Source organism: Castellaniella sp. (assembly GCF_041675725.1).
GTDB lineage: Bacteria > Pseudomonadota > Gammaproteobacteria > Burkholderiales > Burkholderiaceae_B > Castellaniella.
Map to the genome: position 1 here is coordinate 1 of NZ_JBAYTI010000028.1, position 15,783 is coordinate 15,783.

Annotated in this window: 15 protein-coding genes; all 15 read left to right on the plus strand. The window is 58.6% G+C overall.

Annotation, left to right across the window (positions count from 1 at the left end; genetic code table 11):
- Positions 1 to 562, plus strand: a 562-nt coding sequence (locus WCZ84_RS07465; RefSeq protein WP_372685638.1) for an enoyl-CoA hydratase/isomerase family protein, incomplete at its 5' end; no start/stop codon positions are given.
- A gap of 52 nt (positions 563 to 614) precedes the next feature.
- Complete coding sequence (locus tag WCZ84_RS07470) at positions 615 to 1,766, plus strand: ABC transporter substrate-binding protein (RefSeq protein ID WP_372685639.1); 1,152 nt, start codon at positions 615 to 617, stop codon at positions 1,764 to 1,766.
- 19 nt (positions 1,767 to 1,785) lie between these two features.
- Positions 1,786 to 2,676: a branched-chain amino acid ABC transporter permease gene (locus tag WCZ84_RS07475; protein ID WP_372685640.1), complete on the plus strand. Its 891-nt coding sequence runs from the start codon at positions 1,786 to 1,788 to the stop codon at positions 2,674 to 2,676.
- Positions 2,666 to 4,453, plus strand: a complete 1,788-nt coding sequence (locus tag WCZ84_RS07480; RefSeq protein WP_372685667.1) for an ATP-binding cassette domain-containing protein — start codon at positions 2,666 to 2,668, stop codon at positions 4,451 to 4,453. Before WCZ84_RS07475 ends, WCZ84_RS07480 begins: the two co-directional genes overlap by 11 nt.
- Complete coding sequence (locus WCZ84_RS07485; RefSeq protein WP_372685641.1) at positions 4,450 to 5,154, plus strand: ABC transporter ATP-binding protein; 705 nt, start codon at positions 4,450 to 4,452, stop codon at positions 5,152 to 5,154. Before WCZ84_RS07480 ends, WCZ84_RS07485 begins: the two co-directional genes overlap by 4 nt.
- Positions 5,155 to 5,184: 30 nt before the next feature.
- The gene (locus WCZ84_RS07490; protein WP_372685642.1) at positions 5,185 to 6,441 is read left to right on the plus strand and encodes a thiolase family protein; all 1,257 of its coding nucleotides are present in this window, start codon (positions 5,185 to 5,187) and stop codon (positions 6,439 to 6,441) included.
- 179 nt (positions 6,442 to 6,620) lie between these two features.
- Entirely contained in the window at positions 6,621 to 6,890 is a 270-nt protein-coding gene (gene rpsO, locus WCZ84_RS07495) for a 30S ribosomal protein S15 (RefSeq protein WP_372685643.1), read from the plus strand.
- 147 nt (positions 6,891 to 7,037) lie between these two features.
- Positions 7,038 to 9,197 carry a polyribonucleotide nucleotidyltransferase gene (gene pnp / locus WCZ84_RS07500; RefSeq protein WP_372685644.1) on the plus strand — a complete coding sequence of 720 codons (2,160 nt, stop codon included), beginning with the start codon at positions 7,038 to 7,040 and terminating at the stop codon, positions 9,195 to 9,197.
- Positions 9,198 to 9,362: 165 nt separating this feature from the next.
- The gene (locus WCZ84_RS07505; RefSeq protein WP_372685645.1) at positions 9,363 to 10,151 is read left to right on the plus strand and encodes a DeoR/GlpR family DNA-binding transcription regulator; all 789 of its coding nucleotides are present in this window, start codon (positions 9,363 to 9,365) and stop codon (positions 10,149 to 10,151) included.
- A 157-nt stretch (positions 10,152 to 10,308) separates the two neighbouring features.
- Positions 10,309 to 11,085: an HpcH/HpaI aldolase/citrate lyase family protein gene (locus WCZ84_RS07510; RefSeq protein ID WP_372685646.1), complete on the plus strand. Its 777-nt coding sequence runs from the start codon at positions 10,309 to 10,311 to the stop codon at positions 11,083 to 11,085.
- Positions 11,086 to 11,099: 14 nt separating this feature from the next.
- Positions 11,100 to 12,557, plus strand: coding sequence for an FGGY-family carbohydrate kinase (locus WCZ84_RS07515; protein WP_372685647.1), 1,458 nt, complete (start codon positions 11,100 to 11,102; stop codon positions 12,555 to 12,557).
- Entirely contained in the window at positions 12,554 to 13,237 is a 684-nt protein-coding gene (locus WCZ84_RS07520; protein ID WP_372685648.1) for an amino acid ABC transporter permease, read from the plus strand. The genes WCZ84_RS07515 and WCZ84_RS07520 overlap by 4 nt, the downstream gene beginning before the upstream one ends.
- Positions 13,237 to 13,881 carry an amino acid ABC transporter permease gene (locus WCZ84_RS07525; RefSeq protein ID WP_372685649.1) on the plus strand — a complete coding sequence of 215 codons (645 nt, stop codon included), beginning with the start codon at positions 13,237 to 13,239 and terminating at the stop codon, positions 13,879 to 13,881. The genes WCZ84_RS07520 and WCZ84_RS07525 overlap by 1 nt, the downstream gene beginning before the upstream one ends.
- Before the next feature lie 104 nt (positions 13,882 to 13,985).
- On the plus strand, positions 13,986 to 14,786 hold the full coding sequence (locus WCZ84_RS07530; RefSeq protein ID WP_372685650.1) for a transporter substrate-binding domain-containing protein: 801 nt from the start codon (positions 13,986 to 13,988) through the stop codon (positions 14,784 to 14,786).
- A 93-nt stretch (positions 14,787 to 14,879) separates the two neighbouring features.
- On the plus strand, positions 14,880 to 15,605 hold the full coding sequence (locus WCZ84_RS07535; protein WP_372685651.1) for an amino acid ABC transporter ATP-binding protein: 726 nt from the start codon (positions 14,880 to 14,882) through the stop codon (positions 15,603 to 15,605).
- Positions 15,606 to 15,783 lie beyond the last annotated feature (178 nt).

Sequence of the window (15,783 nt, forward strand, 5' to 3'; positions counted from 1 at the left end):
CCCTAAGTTCAGGACGCAATATACCGATGGTCCTGGGTTTGCAGGCATCACGCGGAACATGGATATTGACAAACCGATCATTGCCGCAGTGAATGGATATGCCATTTCAGGGGGATTCGAGCTGGCCCTGGCATGTGACATCCGTTTTTGCTCGCCGAACGCCGAATTTGCGCTTCAGGATGTCAAATGGGGATTCCATGCGTGTGATGGCGGGTTGATTCGCCTGCCCAGGATTGTCGGGCTTGGTGTGGCCATGGAAATTATTTTATCCGGAGAGCGTATCGATGCTGACCATGCTTTACGGGTGGGGCTTGTCAACCGGGTCGTTTCTTCAGACGACCTGGTGGGTTTCAGCCTGGAGTATGCACAGATGTTGGCAAGCAGATCGCCACTGGCGCAGCGGTTTGCAAAGCAGGTCATCAGAGAGTCGGTGGGCATGGCCCTGGATGACGCCCTGCGTCTGGAATCACGCTCATTTTATGACTTGGGAGCCACCCTGGATCTCAAGGAAGGTACCACGGCATTCAAGGAGAAGCGTTCTGCGGTTTTTGTAGGGCAATAATTTTGTGCCAGCAGGCTGATATATGTAAATTAGCATACACAATGGAGACGTAATGAAAGATCTACATAAAATTTCAAGACTCAAGTCGACTGTCTATTTGACGCTCATTGGAACAGCCATGTGCGCGGCTGGCATGGCCAATGCGCAGGTCAAAGTGGGGGTCATACAAGGCCTCAGTGGCCCGCCCGCCATTGTCGATTTTGGTGATTCGTACCTTCAGGGGATACGGACCGCCCTGGAAGACTACAAGAAAGCGGGGGGCAAGACAGACATCGAGCTCATCGTTTACGACGACGAGGCAAACCCGCAACGAGCCGTCTCATTGGCCCAGCGCCTGATACGGAATGACAAGGTGCCCGTGGCGATAGGGACCGTGAGCAGTGGGAACGTTCTCGCGATGTCGCCGCTTTTTCAGAAAGCCGGCATTCCCTTGATGGCGGGCCCGGCCGTTGTCACGAACATCACCTCTGATTTCATCAACGAGAAACCAAGCTACATATTTCGTTGCTCTATGGTCAATGCGTTCGAAATCAATGCCGTGGTTGACTGGGCAACCGAAAGATACAAGAAAATCGGCTTGCTCCATTCCACGACGGGGGCTGGCATCTTTGCGGCCCGGGAAATCGAAGAGGGCATGAAAAACAAAGGGATGGCCCTGACACTGGTCGAAGTGGCCGCACCCGGTGTGAACGATCTGGTGCCTCAAATGGTCAAGATGCGCGATGCCGGCGTCGAGCTCGTTCTGAATTTCCATGAGTCCTATGAACTGCCTTATCGTGCGCTGGCTCGCCTGGACTACAAGCCCGTCATTGCCGGACCTTGGGGCCTGTCGTCAAAGAAGGTTCCGGAAATCGTGGGTGTCGAAGCCATTCAGGGCACCGTGATGGGCCAGGCGCTCGATTTGAACGATCCCAAGGCAAAGGCTTTTGACGAGCGGATGCGGGAAGAGTGGGGAAGCGACTACAGGTGGCCCGTGCTGGCAGCGCTTGGCTACGATGCCGGTCAGATCGTTTTCAAGGCGGTCGATCAAGTCGGCAAGGCCGATCCTGGCGCCATTCGTGATGCGATCGAAAACATCGATGGCATCAACGCCGTATCCGCGACGCCGCCGAAGCCGTTTGCGGCGGATGATCATGAGTGCCTGGATAGGGAAGACGTGTTCCTGGGGGTATGGAAAGGCGACGAAGTCGTTCGCGCGGATTAATTTCTAGGAATCGCAACCCATGCAGTTAGCTACGATTATTCAATTGCTGATTGGGGGGCTGGCAATGGGGGCAATCTATGCCCTCGTTGCGACTGGCCTTTACATCACGCACTTGGCCACCGAGCGCGTGAACTTTGGCCAGGGTGATTTCCTGATGGTCGCCGCCTTCCTGACACTATCGACCCGAGCTGCAGGGTTGCCGTTGTGGTTGGCGGTCTCGGTCGTGTTTGTGAGCCTCGGCGTGATGGGCTGGCTGCTCGATCGCATCGCCATCAAACCGCTGGATCGCCAGCGTGCCTCACCCATAGGGGCGTATGGCTGGATTTTGACGACCGCGGGCATCGCCTTCATTCTTCAGAACATCATCGAACTAACCTATGGGAAATCCACACAATATTCTAAGCCGTTGTTTTCCGCCGAACAGATTCAGGTGGTTGGTGTGCGCATCGTGGTGGAAGAGGCATTGGTCATCATCACTGCGATATTGGTCGTGCTTTTTTTCTATGGCTTCATGTATCGATCTCGTTGGGGGAAGAGTATACACACGGTCGCATTCAATGCTGAAGCGGCGTCGCTGCTGGGGATTAACACGAATTATGTGAAGGTCGGCGTTTTTGTCATTGCATCGCTTCTTGCTGCGGCAGCCGGATTGCTCATAGGGCCGTTGGTTACCGTCCATCCGCACATGGGCCTCATATTCACAATCAAAGCCTTGATAGTCGCCGCAATTGGCGGATTTGGCAATCCTTTCGGCATTCTCATCGGCGGCTTGTTGTTTGGCGTAGGAGAATCAATATCGAATTACGTTGATTCCAGCTTTGGAGATTTATATCCGCTACTGGCTGCCCTGCTGATCATTGCCATCTGGCCTGCGGGTCTTTTTGGGGAGCGCGCGCGTGATGTCCGCTGAACGTTTGCCTACTTTGAATGCGCGTCGCGCACCCAGAATCGGGTATTTTCTGCTTCTTTTGCTGGTGTTGGCCCTTCCCTGGCTGCCCATCAACTCCTTCTTCATACATCTCGCACAAACCTATGCCTATACGGCGATCGCCGTCATTGGGCTGAACGTTCTTCTCGGGTTGTCAGGGCAAATGTCCCTTGGGCAGGCTGGGTTTTATGCGCTTGGTTCCTATGGCTCCGCCCTGATCGCACTGAGGCTGGGTTGGCCGATTTCGATCAGCATTGTGTTGGGTACCCTGGTGGCCACCATTGCGGGTGCGCTGGTCGGGTGGTTCGCGCTGCAAACCAGGGGCCTGTACCTGGCGATGGCCACGATGGCGGTCGGATTCATCATTGAAATCGTGGCCCAGCGCTGGATTGACCTGACGGGCGGTGCCATGGGATTGACGGGCATCCCGGAAATCTGGTTTGAGTCGCCCGCGGATCCGGGGATGGCGTTTCTGTATTTGGCGGGCATCTGTCTTCTGATCGTTCAAATATCGGCCGACTACGTCAATGATTCTTTTGTCGGCAGAAAGTTGCGTGCGGTGCGCGAGTCCGAGGTATTTGCATCGTCGGTGGGCACGCGGGTCAGCATGTGGCGTGCAGTGACATTCGCTGCCTGTGCCGGCCTTGCCGGGCTGAGTGGCGCTTTGTTCGCCCACCAGAGCGGCTACGTGGGTAGCGATGCGTTTTCCATACAACTGAGCATTTCCTTGCTTATTGCCGCGGTCATAGGCGGGCTTGGAACCAGAAGTGGGCCGCTTCTCGGTACTTTCATCTTGATCGTCATGGTAGAGGTCATATCCGGAATAGAGGAATACGGCCTTTTGATCTACGGTGGCATATTGCTGATTGTGTTGGTTTTGTTTCCTAAAGGCGCTGCCGGAATTTTACCGCTGTTGCGGATCACCCGTCGCGATCAGAAAGAGCAGCCTTTGGCCGAACCACAAGCCAAGGTCAAGCCATTCGACATGGGCATGAGCGGCGCATCCCTGCGCGTCCAGGATGTCACAAAAGGGTATTCTGGCGTGGTGGCGGTGGACAGCGTGTCCATCCACGTGCAGGCCGGTACGGTGCACGGGTTGATTGGCCCTAATGGCGCCGGTAAATCCACATTGATCAACGTCGTGGCCGGGCTTTATCGTGCCGAAGCAGGCAGTATATTTCTCGATGAACACGACATCACGGGCATACCGACGCCCGTGAGGGCCCAAAGGGGCATGGCTCGTACTTTCCAGAACCTGCAGCTGATCGATGCGCTGACGGCGTTGGAAAACGTTCAGCTGGGCTTCATGAATAGACACAGCGTCGTTTCCGATTTCGGCGCCTGGTGGAATGGCGTCGATTTCGAGCGAACCGAAAAAGAAGCGGCAATTGACATCATGTCGTTTTTGGGTATTGCGCATTTGGCCAATCGTTCCCCGACAGAGCTTTCCTACGGCCATAGAAAATTAGTGGAACTGGCGAGAGCCATTGCTCAGAAGCCGAAACTCATGCTGCTTGACGAGCCGATTGCCGGTCTGAATACCAACGAGGCACGGGAAATTTCACATGTGATCAGGAAATTGCGCGAACTCGGGGTGACGATATTGCTTGTCGAACACAACATGGAATTCGTCATGTCTATTTGCGATACGGTCAGTGTGCTCGACTACGGTCAATTGATTGCTTCCGGGACACCGGCGGAAATACAGGCCAATGAGCGTGTGCATACCGCTTATCTCGGTAAGGATGAATCAGCATGATACAGGCCAAGGGGATCTATGCGCGTATTGGTTCCATCGAAGTCCTGAGCCAGGTCGATCTTCATGTCGCCCGGGGCGAGATGCTTGCTGTCATCGGGGCCAATGGCGCAGGCAAGACCTCGCTGCTCAGGACCTTGTCAAACATCATTATCCCTGAAAAGGGCGAGATCCATTTCGATGGCAAGCCCACGCGGGGCAAACAGGCTCATGAACTGGCGCGGATGGGGCTCGTGCACGTGCCCCAGGGGCGGCAGATCATTCCGAATTTGTCGGTGCGCGATAACCTGCTTCTAGGCACGCACTACCTGAACCTGCCAGCCGACGAAAAATCAGCGCGGCTGGAAAAGGAATTTGAACGGTTTCCAGTGCTCAAGGCCAGAGAGGGCATCTCTGGTGGTGCGCTGTCTGGCGGCGAGCAGCAAATGCTTGCCGTGTCGCGGGGTCTCATGATGGGGCCCAAGGTGCTCATGCTCGATGAGCCGTCTCTTGGGTTGGCGCCGAAAATTGTCCATCTTATATTGCAGACTTTGAACGAACTGAAGGCGGAAGGCTTGTCGGTCATTTTGGTGGAACAGGCTGCAGTACTGGCGTTGGAATATTCCGATCGTGGCCTGGTGCTTCGTAACGGCAAGGTTGTCGTAGAGTCGGACTCGGTGTCTTTGCGCAATAGCCAGGCATTGGTGGACGGCTACTTGACTTGATTGTAGTTTCTTGACTGAGGAGTGGATGTCGTGCGTGACGTTTATATTGTTGGTGTGTCATCAACCGTTTTTGGGAAACGGCCGGATACTTCATTTCAGGAGCTGACGAAAGAAGCCTATCTAGATGTACTGGCGGATTGCGGATTTGCCAATGATGGTTCGTTGATCGAGCAGGCATGGTTTGGAAACTGTGGCCTGTCATATTGGGGGCAGGGCGGGATACGTGGTCAGGTCTGCTTTACGCCGCTGGTCGAGGAAGGATTGTTTCCCGAGCACGTTCCTATCATCAACGTCGAAGGGGCATGTGCCACGGCGTCGATGGCATTCCATGGGGCCTGGAAGGACGTTCTTTCCGGTCAGACCGAGGTCAGCCTGGCCATTGGGGTAGAGAAGCTCGTGAGCCCCGACGATCCGGGCAGGGTGCAGAAGATTTTCTATGCGGCGATCGATCAACTCGAGCCCCAGCGCTGGCAGGATTATTATGCACAAGCCGGTGAAGTGGTTGGCAAGGCCTTTGAAACCGGGCCCGACCGCACTGTTTTCATGGACACATATGCCATGCAGGCCATATGGCATATGAAAACGCACGGCACTACACAGCGTCAAATCGCGATGGCTGCGTCAAAGAATCATTATCATGGCAGCCTGAATCCGAAAGCACAGTATCGCTTCGAAGTCAGTGTCGAAGACGTGCTCGCCGATCGGGTCATCAGTTACCCACTCACCCGATCGATGTGCTCGCCGTTGGGCGATGGTGCGGCTGCAGCCATTTTGTGTTCGGCGGATGCACTGCAAAACTTTCCCGCGTCCGTGCGTGATCGGGCGGTCAAGATTCGCACCAGCGTGTTTTCGGGCGGGAAATATCGCAAACTGGATGAACCGGGGTTGTCCATGCACGCCGCCCAGAAAGCCTATAAGGCGACGGGCCTGGCTCCAACCGACATCGATCTAGTCGAACTGCACGACGCGACGTCCTATAGCGAGCTGTATCAGCTCGAGATGCTCGGTTTCTGCGAGCCGGGCCAATCAGGGGCATTGGTTGAGTCCGGCGCGACCCGTTTGGGGGGATCCTTGCCCGTCAACGTATCTGGCGGTTTGATTTCAAAAGGGCATCCCATCGGCGCCACGGGGCTCTCGATGGTCTATGAGGTCACCAAGCAGCTGCGTGGAGAAGCAGAGGCAGCGCAAGTCAAAGGGGCGTCGCTGGGGTTGATCGAGAACGGCGGCGGCGTGATGGGGTTCGACGAGGCCGTCTGTGCGATCACGATACTCGAGAAGTCCAGCTAGCCCTGGCAACGTCGCCCGGCCGGCGTTGCCAGCCCCCGACGTTGCCGGCACATATTCTTTCTTCGATACGTACAAAAAATTGCTATAATCGAACACTCGCCCGCATTTTCGGGTGGATGTTCGTGTTCACGGCAGCGCTGCCTCGGTGCTGCCGCCCGTATTGTCGAGGAATCTCAAGAATGTCCGTATCAGATATCGTCAAGTCAGACATCGTGGCTGAATTCCAGCGTGCCCAGGGGGACACCGGCTCGCCGGAAGTACAGGTCGCCCTTCTGACCGCCCGCATCAATGAGCTCACCGGCCACTTCAAGACGCACAAAAAAGATCACCACTCGCGTCGTGGCCTGCTGCGCATGGTCAGCCGCCGCCGCAAACTGCTCGATTACCTCAAGGGTCGCAACCCCGACGCCTACCGGGCCCTGATCGAAAAACTCGGTCTGCGCAAGTAATGCCCAGGGGCGTAGCTCCCCATGCTCCGGCCGCAGCTGTCGCAAAGTCTCTTTGTGGCGGCTGCGGTCGTTGTCTTTATGGGCAGAACCCAGCTGGCACGGCCGGCGCGCTCCATCACGGCACGCTCCATCACTTAGGATAAAGCAATGTTCAATAAAGTCAGTAAATCGTTCCAGTATGGCCAGCACACGGTGGTGCTGGAAACGGGCGAAATCGCGCGGCAGGCATCAGGTGCCGTGCTTGTTTCTGTAGATGATACCGTGGTGTTGGCCACCGTCGTCGCCGCCCGGACCGCAAAGCCGGGGCAGGATTTCTTTCCGCTCACGGTCGACTATGTAGAAAAGACCTATGCGGCCGGCAAGATTCCCGGCGGGTTTTTCAAGCGCGAGGGCAAGCCTTCCGAAAAAGAAACGCTGACTGCCCGGCTGATCGACCGACCCCTGCGGCCGCTGTTCCCAGACGGTTTCTACAACGACGTGCAAGTCATCATCCACACCTTGTCGGTGAATCCCGAAGTCGAGCCCGACATCCCGGCCCTGCTGGGGGCGTCCGCTGCGCTGGCAATTTCGGGTATCCCCTTCAATGGGCCGGTGGGGGCGGCGCGGGTGGGCTATGTCGATGGCCAGTATGTGCTCAATCCCGACGTCTCCCTGCTGCGGGGTCAGTCCAGCCTGGATCTGGTGGTGGCCGGCACCGAGGCGGCCGTGCTCATGGTCGAATCCGAGGCCCAGCAACTGCCCGAAGACGTCATGCTCGGCGCCGTGGTGTTTGGCCAGGAGCAAATGCAGGTCGCCATCAACGCCATCCATGAGCTGGTGGCCGAGGCAGGCAAGCCCGAGTGGGACTGGGCGCCGCCGGCTCGCAACGAAGTACTGGCCACGGCGGTGCGCGCAGCGGCCTTCGACCCGCTGAAGGCGGTCTACCAGGTGCGCGACAAGCAGGAACGGACGACGCGGTTGCGCCAGGTCGCCACAGAGGTCAAGGCCAAACTGGCCGAGCACGCCGCGGCGCGGGGCGCCGAGGCGCCCGACGGGGTCGAGGTGGACAACTTGTTGTTTGCCCTCGAGTCCGAAATCGTGCGCGGCCAGATCCTGAACGGCGAGCCCCGGATCGACGGGCGTGATACCCGTACCGTACGGCCCATCAGCATCCGCCTGGGGGTATTGCCGCGCGCCCACGGCTCTGCGCTTTTTACCCGCGGCGAGACGCAAGCCTTGGTGGTGACCACCCTGGGGACCAAGCAAGACGAACAGATCATCGATTCCGTCATGGGCGAGTATCGTGATCGTTTCATGCTGCATTACAACATGCCGCCGTTCGCAACGGGCGAAACCGGCCGCTTCGGGGCGCCCAAGCGCCGTGAAATCGGTCATGGCCGGCTGGCCAAGCGGGCACTGAGCCCGCTGCTGCCCAGCGCCGAAGAATTCCAGTACACCCTGCGTGTGGTGTCCGAAATCACAGAGTCCAATGGGTCGTCCTCCATGGCGTCGGTCTGCGGCGGGTCGCTGTCCATGATGGATGCCGGGGTGCCCATCAAAGATCACGTCGCCGGGGTGGCCATGGGTCTGATCAAGGATGGCGGGAAGTTCGCGGTGCTGACCGATATCCTGGGCGATGAGGATCACCTGGGCGACATGGATTTCAAGGTCACCGGTACCGTGACGGGTGTCACCGCCCTGCAGATGGACATCAAAATCCAGGGGATCACCAAGGAAATCATGCAAGTGGCGCTGGCGCAGGCCCGTGAAGGCCGCCTGCATATTCTGGGCAAGATGCGTGAAGCCATCGACGGCTCGCGCCAGGAGCTGTCCACGTTCGCACCGCGCATGCTGAGCATCAAGATCAACCCCGAGAAGATCCGCGACGTCATCGGCAAGGGGGGCGCCACGATCCGTGCCCTGACCGAAGAAACCGGATGCCAGATCGATATCAGCGACGATGGCAGCATCACCATTGCCAGTGCAGACCTCGACAAGGCCCACGAGGCCGAGCGCCGCATCAAGGAACTGACCGCCGACGTCGAAGTTGGGCAGGAATACGAAGGCAGTGTCCAGCGTCTGCTCGATTTTGGCGCGATCGTGCAAGTGTTGCCCGGCCGCGATGGGCTGTTGCACATTTCCGAGATCGCCAATTACCGCATCGCCGACATCAACGACGTCCTGAAGGTCGGGCAGACCGTGCGCGTCAAGATCATCGAGGCCGATGATCGGGGGCGCCTGCGGCTTTCGGTCAAGGCGATCGGCGGGATCGAGGCCCAGGGGGGGCCAACCGGGCCAGGCGAAAAGTCCCAGAACGGCGCCGACTGATCACCTGCTTTGGCATGATCGGCCAGTGCCTGGGCAGATGCCCAGGCGGCTGGCCTGTGAAGGCCCCCCATGTCACCGGGATTCCGCGGCATGGGGGGCCTTCTGCAACAGGGGCGTAGGGCGTGGCGTAAAAACTTTATATACTACTGGGTCATGAACCAAATCATGAAAATGCCTGCTGTCGATCTGCCGTTGTCGTCGCGGCATATCGAGATCGTCCGCCGCGCAAAGCAGTCGGGTTTCGTGACCATCGAGGATCTGGCTGAACACCTCGACGTCACCAGCCAGACGGTGCGCCGGGACATCAATTATTTGTGCCAGCAGGGGCTCCTGACACGGTTTCATGGCGGTGCCGCCTATCGCTCCAGCATCGTCAATGTGCCATACGAGACGCGCCGGGACTCCTTCTCTCGCGAGAAGATGCTGATTGCACGGGCGGTCGCAGCAGAGATCAACGACGAGACCTCGGTATTCATCGACATTGGCACGACGGCCGAGGCCGTCGCCACGTTGCTGGCCAAGAAGCGCAACATGCGCGTGGTCACCAACAATCTCAATGTGGTGGACATCATGCGGGGCAGCGAAGGGGTCGAGATCACCGTGTGTGGTGGCGCCGTACGTCTGTCCGATAAGGCGCTTTCCGGAAACATCACGGCAGACTTCATTCGCCAGTTCAATCTGGATTATTCAATCCTGGGTGTGGTCGCGATCTCCAGGTCCGGGGACATCCTGGACTTTGCCCTCGAAGATGCACCGGTCACCCAGGCCATCCTCAATTGTGCGCGCAATGCCTATATCGTTGCGGATCACAGCAAGTTCGGACGCAGCGCGATGGTGAAGGTCGCCCATGCGTCTCAGGCCACGGCTGTCATCACCGACAGGCTCCCGGTCGATGGAGACTGGCGAAAAAGCCTGTCCGACAGCGAGACTCGTGTCATCGTCGCTACCGCCTGATCATTCTGGTGTCAATCCGAAGTAGTACGATGTTGCTCCACTTCGTTTGTTCATTTACAGTCACAAATGTTCGTTATCGAAAAAAATTGGCGTTGATTGTCAGTTAATGATCATAAAGACAATTATTTGACCAGCGCGCTTATCAAAAGGTGACATCATGAAGTGGGTGCGCACGCAAGCCTTGTCGGGCAGGCTGTTTGGTGGGGCATGGCTTAGCCTGGGGTCGGCCATCACTGCTGAAATCGCTGGCCGCGCAGGGTATGACTGGTTGCTGATCGATATGGAGCACGGCTGCGGCGATTATGGTGATCTGATGCGCCAGATGCAGGCGCTCAGTGCATCGAGCAGTGGGGTCATCGTGCGCGTCCCGAAAGCCGACCCCAGCGTGTTCAAGCGAGTCCTCGACATGGGCCCGGCAGGGCTGATGGTCCCGAACGTCTCCTCGGCGGACATGGCGGGCGAGGTGGTGCGCATGGCGCGCATCCGGCCTGGCGGGGACCGCGGTGTGGCACAGACCACACGGGCCAGCGGCTATGGGGCCGAGTATGAAGACTACATAGCCAGCGTCAATGGCGGCCTGCTTATCGTCACCCAGATCGAGTCGCGGCGGGCGGTCGACGAAATCGATGCCATTGCGGCCATAGACGGTGTCGATGTCCTTTTCGTGGGGCCGCTCGATCTGAGCATCGATCTCGGGGTGACACATGACAGCCCCGAGTATGCGGATGCCGTTCAGCGGGTCGCCCGGGCTGCCCGGCGGCATGGCAAGGTGGCTGGGGTACTGGTGCGCAATGAGCAGCAGGCGCACACCTATATCCAGCAGGGCTATTCATTCATCGCCATGGGTTCCGATCGCGGGCAAGTCATCAAGGGCATGCAGGAGAATGCCATGCTTTTTTCCAATTTGCGGGACTCGGTCCGTGAGGCCGGTTGACTGGCGGGCTGGACGTGAATGCGTTGACATTCCTCGCAATCGATCTGGGAACCCAGAGTCTGCGCATCAGTGCCCTGGAAAGCACGGGTCGGCGATCGTGGGCGTGGTCCCGTCCGGTCGACTCGACCATCCATGGCGATCTGTTCGAGCAGCGCCCCCGGCAATGGGCCGCCTGGCTGGACGAGGGGCTGAGAGAAGCCGGCCGCGCCGGGGTGCGGCCCGATGCCGTGGCCGTGGCCGCACCGCTGGCTGGTTTTGTCGCCATGGCAGCCGATGGCGAGGCCCTCACGGCTGCCGTTCTGTATCCCGACAAACGTAGCGCACCGTACCTGGCGGCGGTAGAGCAGGCGGCCGAGCGGCTCGATGGGTCCAACCCCTATGGCCTGCGTGCCTACGTGCCCGACCCAATCCCGCATTACCTGCGCATTCGCGAGTCCGAGCCGGACGTGTATGCGCGCATGGCCCATTTGCTGGATGCCACGGGGTGGTTGAACTGGTTCCTGACTGGCCAATACACGCTCAACGAGTATACGGCGCTGCGCCTCTATGATGAAAGGCTCCGGTCGGTACTGGGGGTGTCGGCGAAGGCTTTCGGGCAGGCGGTGAAGGTGGGGACCGTGATCGGGCAACTGCGTGCGGATTCCTGTCGACGCTGGGGCCTGCCTGCGGCGCCAGTGATCGCCGCCACCATCGACAGCAAGACGGCCTACCTGGGCAGTGGCATCGCGCAGCCGGGTGACGCCCTGGACATCTCCGGTACGGTGACCTCGTTCGGTGTCGTGGCCGGCCGGTGTGTAGTGGACGAGCAGAAAAGGGTGTATTCGGTGCCCTTCGGGCCCGATCATTATTTGCTCAGAGGGTCGACCGCAACCGCGGGTGGAACCTTGGAATGGGCCCGCAAAGAGCTGTTTGCCGATGAGTTCGAGTCTCTGGACACATTGGTGGCGGCAACGGCGGCTCACGAAAATAATCCAATCTTCCTGCCCTATCTGTCCGGCGAGCGCACGCCGCTGTGGAACCCCTATGCACAAGGCGCCTTGCTGGGCCTGACACTCGACATGAGCAGCAGGGCAAGGATGGCGCGTGCGGTCTACGAAGGCCTGGCCTATTCGCTGAAGCATATTGTTCACACCATGGATGAGGTCGGGGTCAAGGTCGATCGCGCTGTCGTCTCTGGCGGACTTGCACGAAATGATGTGCTGTGCCAGATCAAGGCCGACGTGCTCGGCATTCCACTGACGCGACTGACGGACCACGAACTGACGACCATAGGCTTGTGCGTGATTGCGGGCATGGCATTGGGTGTGTGGCCGGATCGGGCCAGCGCCTTGCGCACCTATGCGCAGGCCGGCCGGGTCTTCAGGGCCGATGCCGACGCCCATGCCGTGCACCAGCGGCTGTTCGGGCGCTACCTGCGCTATAGCCGGGCGTTGCGGGATACATTCGTCCCCGTGGGGCTGGAGGGGGCATGAACTACACCTTTCAGTTTCGCGAGATCAATCAGAACTGGGATCTGCTGCTGCAGGGTGTACAGACCACGCTGGAATTGTCGGCGATGGCCATGATCCTGGGTTTGTTGATCGCCATTACCAATGCCGCCTTGCGAATGACGCCGTACCGGACGGTGCATTTCCTCGTCGCGGCCTATGTCGAGGTGATCCGGAACACGCCGTTGCTCGTGCAGGGGTTCCTGATTTTCTTTGGCTTGCCCTGGCTGGGGCTGCGCCTGGACTCGGACGTGGCCGCCCTGATCGCCCTCACTGTGAACGTTGGCGCGTATACGACGGAAATCGTCCGGGCCGGGTTGGAATCGGTGTCGAAAGGGCAGATCGAGGCGGGGCAGGCCCTTGGGCTGACGCGCTGGCAGATCTTCCTGAAGGTCGAATTGTTCCAGGCCATCAGTGCCGTGTTCCCAGCCATCAGCAGCCAGTTCATCCTGCTGTTGTTGGCCTCGTCACTGATGTCGACCATCGGTGCCACCGAACTGACCGGTGCGGCCAACGATATCCAGTCTCGTACCTTCAGGAGCTTTGAAGTCTACATTGTCGCTACCGTGCTCTATTTCATCATGGCCATCGCCTTTTCCGGCTTGTTCTTCATCATCGAGAAAACAGTCTTCCAGGCCAGAAACTTGTCGAGAGGTCGTTCCTGATGCGCGGATTCGAGTGGCTCGATATTGCTTCACTGGTCCTTGCGCTGCGCTGGACAGTGTGGCTGTCCCTGTTGGGTGCCGTGGGCGGCGGGACGATTGGCCTGGTGATTGCATTGGGCCGCACTGCCAAGGGTCGCTTCCCCAGAATACTCAGTGCGATTTACATACGGATCTTCCAGAGCACACCGTTGCTCATGCAACTGTTCCTGGTGTATTTCGGGATCAGCATTCTCGGGGTGTCGGTGGACCCGCTGCTGGCAGCCACGCTCGCGCTGTCGTTGAACGCGGGCGCATTTTTGGGGGAAATCTGGCGTGGCTGCATCGAGTCGGTACCGCATGGCCAGGATGAAGCTGCACAAGCCCTGGGCTTGCGATCCTGGCAGCGCGCGGTCTTGGTGGTCCTGCCCCAGGCCGTCAAGATTGCGGTCGCGCCGACGGTCGTCTACCTGGTCCAGCTGATCAAGAACACCTCGCTGGCATCCATCATTGGTTTCGTCGAGTTGACCCGGACCGGACAGATCATCAATAACGCCACTTTTCAACCGTTTTTGGTGTTTTCCCTGGTGGCTGCCCTGTACTTCGTCGTTTGTTGGCCGATTTCCTGGTATAGCCGTCGGCTTGAAGTGAGATTGGCCAATAAGTAAGGCCATGCCGCCACCCATCGGATGGATGGGCGGCGGTTCGTGGACCCGGAGGCTTGATGGATTCAAGGACAAGCAGACGGGATTCAAATCTGGAGGAGAGAGAAATGAACTTTCAAACCATTCGAAAGGCCGTCACGGGCATTGCCCTCGTTCTGGGCATGACCCTGGTGGCACAGGCACAGGCCGAGGTCACCGTCAACGATATCGTCAACCGAGGCAAGCTCAGGGCGGGAATGCTGGTCGATCTGCCACCTTTTGGGGTCACGACGGCCGACGGGAAATATGAGGGCCTGGATGCGGACGTTGCGAAACTGATGGCGGACTACCTGGGTGTCGAACTCGAGATCGTCCCAGTGACCGGACCCAATCGGATCCCCTACCTGCTCACGAACAAAGTGGACGTGTTGACGGCGACGTTCGGCATCACGGCTGAACGGGCCAAGCAGGTGATGTTCTCCATTCCGTACAGCCAGCTCGAAATGATCGTGATGGGTCCCAAGAGCCTGAAGATGAGCTCGTACGAGGAAACAGCCGGGCACACGATTGCGACGCCGCGAGCCAGTACGTCCGATATCCCCCTGACCCAGCATGCGCCCAAGACGGCCAAGATCCTGCGACTGGATGACGATGCCACGGCAGCACAGGCGCTGTTGTCAGGGCAGGCTGATGCCTTGGGTACCAACCAGCTGATCCTGCAGCAGCTGGCCAAGGAAAACCCGAAAATGGAGCTGGAAAAAAAGTTCACCCTTGCCAGGCAGTTTCAGGGCGTGACCTTACGGCTGGATGATTACAATCTGTTGCAATGGACCAATACATTCATTTATGTGATCAAGAACAACGGCGAGCTGGATGCCGTGACCCAGAAATGGCTGGGTACGCCGCTGCCTGATCTGCCCACGTTCTGATCGGGAACGGGTTGCGGATCCCGTCTGTCATTTTTCATGGGAGGGTCGCAGCGTGAATGCCTGCGACCCCTCTCGTGCTGGGGGAAGAGCCTCATGATCGAGATCATTGGCCTGAACAAGTGGTTCGGAAGCTATCAGGCGTTGAAGGACATTCATCTTCAAGTGGCGGCAGGGGAACGGATCGTGATCTGCGGTCCGTCCGGTTCAGGCAAATCGACCTTGATTCGCTGCATAAACCGGCTCGAGACCTGGAAGGAAGGCAAGGTCGTGGTCGATGGCGTCGTCCTCACCGATGATCGGCGCGTCATCGATGGGGTGCGCAAGGACGTCGGCATGGTGTTCCAGCATTTCAACCTGTTTGCGCACCTGACCATTCTCCAGAACTGTATGCTGGCGCCGATGTGGGTCAAGAAGGTCTCGCGTCGGGAGGCGCACGACCTGGCCATGCATTATCTGGACAAGGTGCGCATCCCCGAGCAGGCGGCGAAATACCCCAGCCAGCTGTCGGGTGGCCAGCAGCAGCGCGTGGCCATTGCGCGGGCACTGTGCATGCAGCCGCGTGTCATGCTGTTCGATGAACCCACGTCGGCGCTCGATCCGGAAATGGTGAAAGAGGTGCTGGACACCATGGTCGGCCTGGCCATGGAGGGCATGACCATGTTGTGTGTTACGCATGAGATGGGCTTCGCAAGGCAGGTGGCGGATCGCGTGATCTTCATGGACAAGGGTGAAATCATAGAAATGGATGAACCGGGTCGCTTTTTCTCGGCGCCCGAGCATGACCGTACGCGAGAATTCCTGGGCAAGATTCTCCACTGACTTCCCCCGGGCAGCCGGCGTATTTGCCGCGTCCGTCGGGTGGCCGGACAGGGGCCTATGACCAGGTCCATATCAGGGGCATGCGTTGACAGACCCCGTCTGCTGTTCGATACTGAAAGTCATTCAAGGTCGGCGCAACCGCAGTGGTTGTGCGGCTTTGGCCGGCATCCGCCGGATC

Bases quoted from the DNA above. Each gene is read 5' to 3' on its own strand.
- WCZ84_RS07470 (WP_372685639.1), top strand. From the start codon at position 615: ATGAAAGATCTACATAAAATTTCAAGACTCAAGTCGACTGTCTATTTG.
- WCZ84_RS07475 (WP_372685640.1), top strand. From the start codon at position 1,786: ATGCAGTTAGCTACGATTATTCAATTGCTGATTGGGGGGCTGGCAATG.
- WCZ84_RS07480 (WP_372685667.1), top strand. From the start codon at position 2,666: ATGTCCGCTGAACGTTTGCCTACTTTGAATGCGCGTCGCGCACCCAGA.
- WCZ84_RS07485 (WP_372685641.1), top strand. From the start codon at position 4,450: ATGATACAGGCCAAGGGGATCTATGCGCGTATTGGTTCCATCGAAGTC.
- rpsO (WP_372685643.1), top strand. From the start codon at position 6,621: ATGTCCGTATCAGATATCGTCAAGTCAGACATCGTGGCTGAATTCCAG.
- pnp (WP_372685644.1), top strand. From the start codon at position 7,038: ATGTTCAATAAAGTCAGTAAATCGTTCCAGTATGGCCAGCACACGGTG.
- WCZ84_RS07505 (WP_372685645.1), top strand. From the start codon at position 9,363: ATGAAAATGCCTGCTGTCGATCTGCCGTTGTCGTCGCGGCATATCGAG.
- WCZ84_RS07510 (WP_372685646.1), top strand. From the start codon at position 10,309: ATGAAGTGGGTGCGCACGCAAGCCTTGTCGGGCAGGCTGTTTGGTGGG.
- WCZ84_RS07520 (WP_372685648.1), top strand. From the start codon at position 12,554: ATGAACTACACCTTTCAGTTTCGCGAGATCAATCAGAACTGGGATCTG.
- WCZ84_RS07525 (WP_372685649.1), top strand. From the start codon at position 13,237: ATGCGCGGATTCGAGTGGCTCGATATTGCTTCACTGGTCCTTGCGCTG.
- WCZ84_RS07530 (WP_372685650.1), top strand. From the start codon at position 13,986: ATGAACTTTCAAACCATTCGAAAGGCCGTCACGGGCATTGCCCTCGTT.
- WCZ84_RS07535 (WP_372685651.1), top strand. From the start codon at position 14,880: ATGATCGAGATCATTGGCCTGAACAAGTGGTTCGGAAGCTATCAGGCG.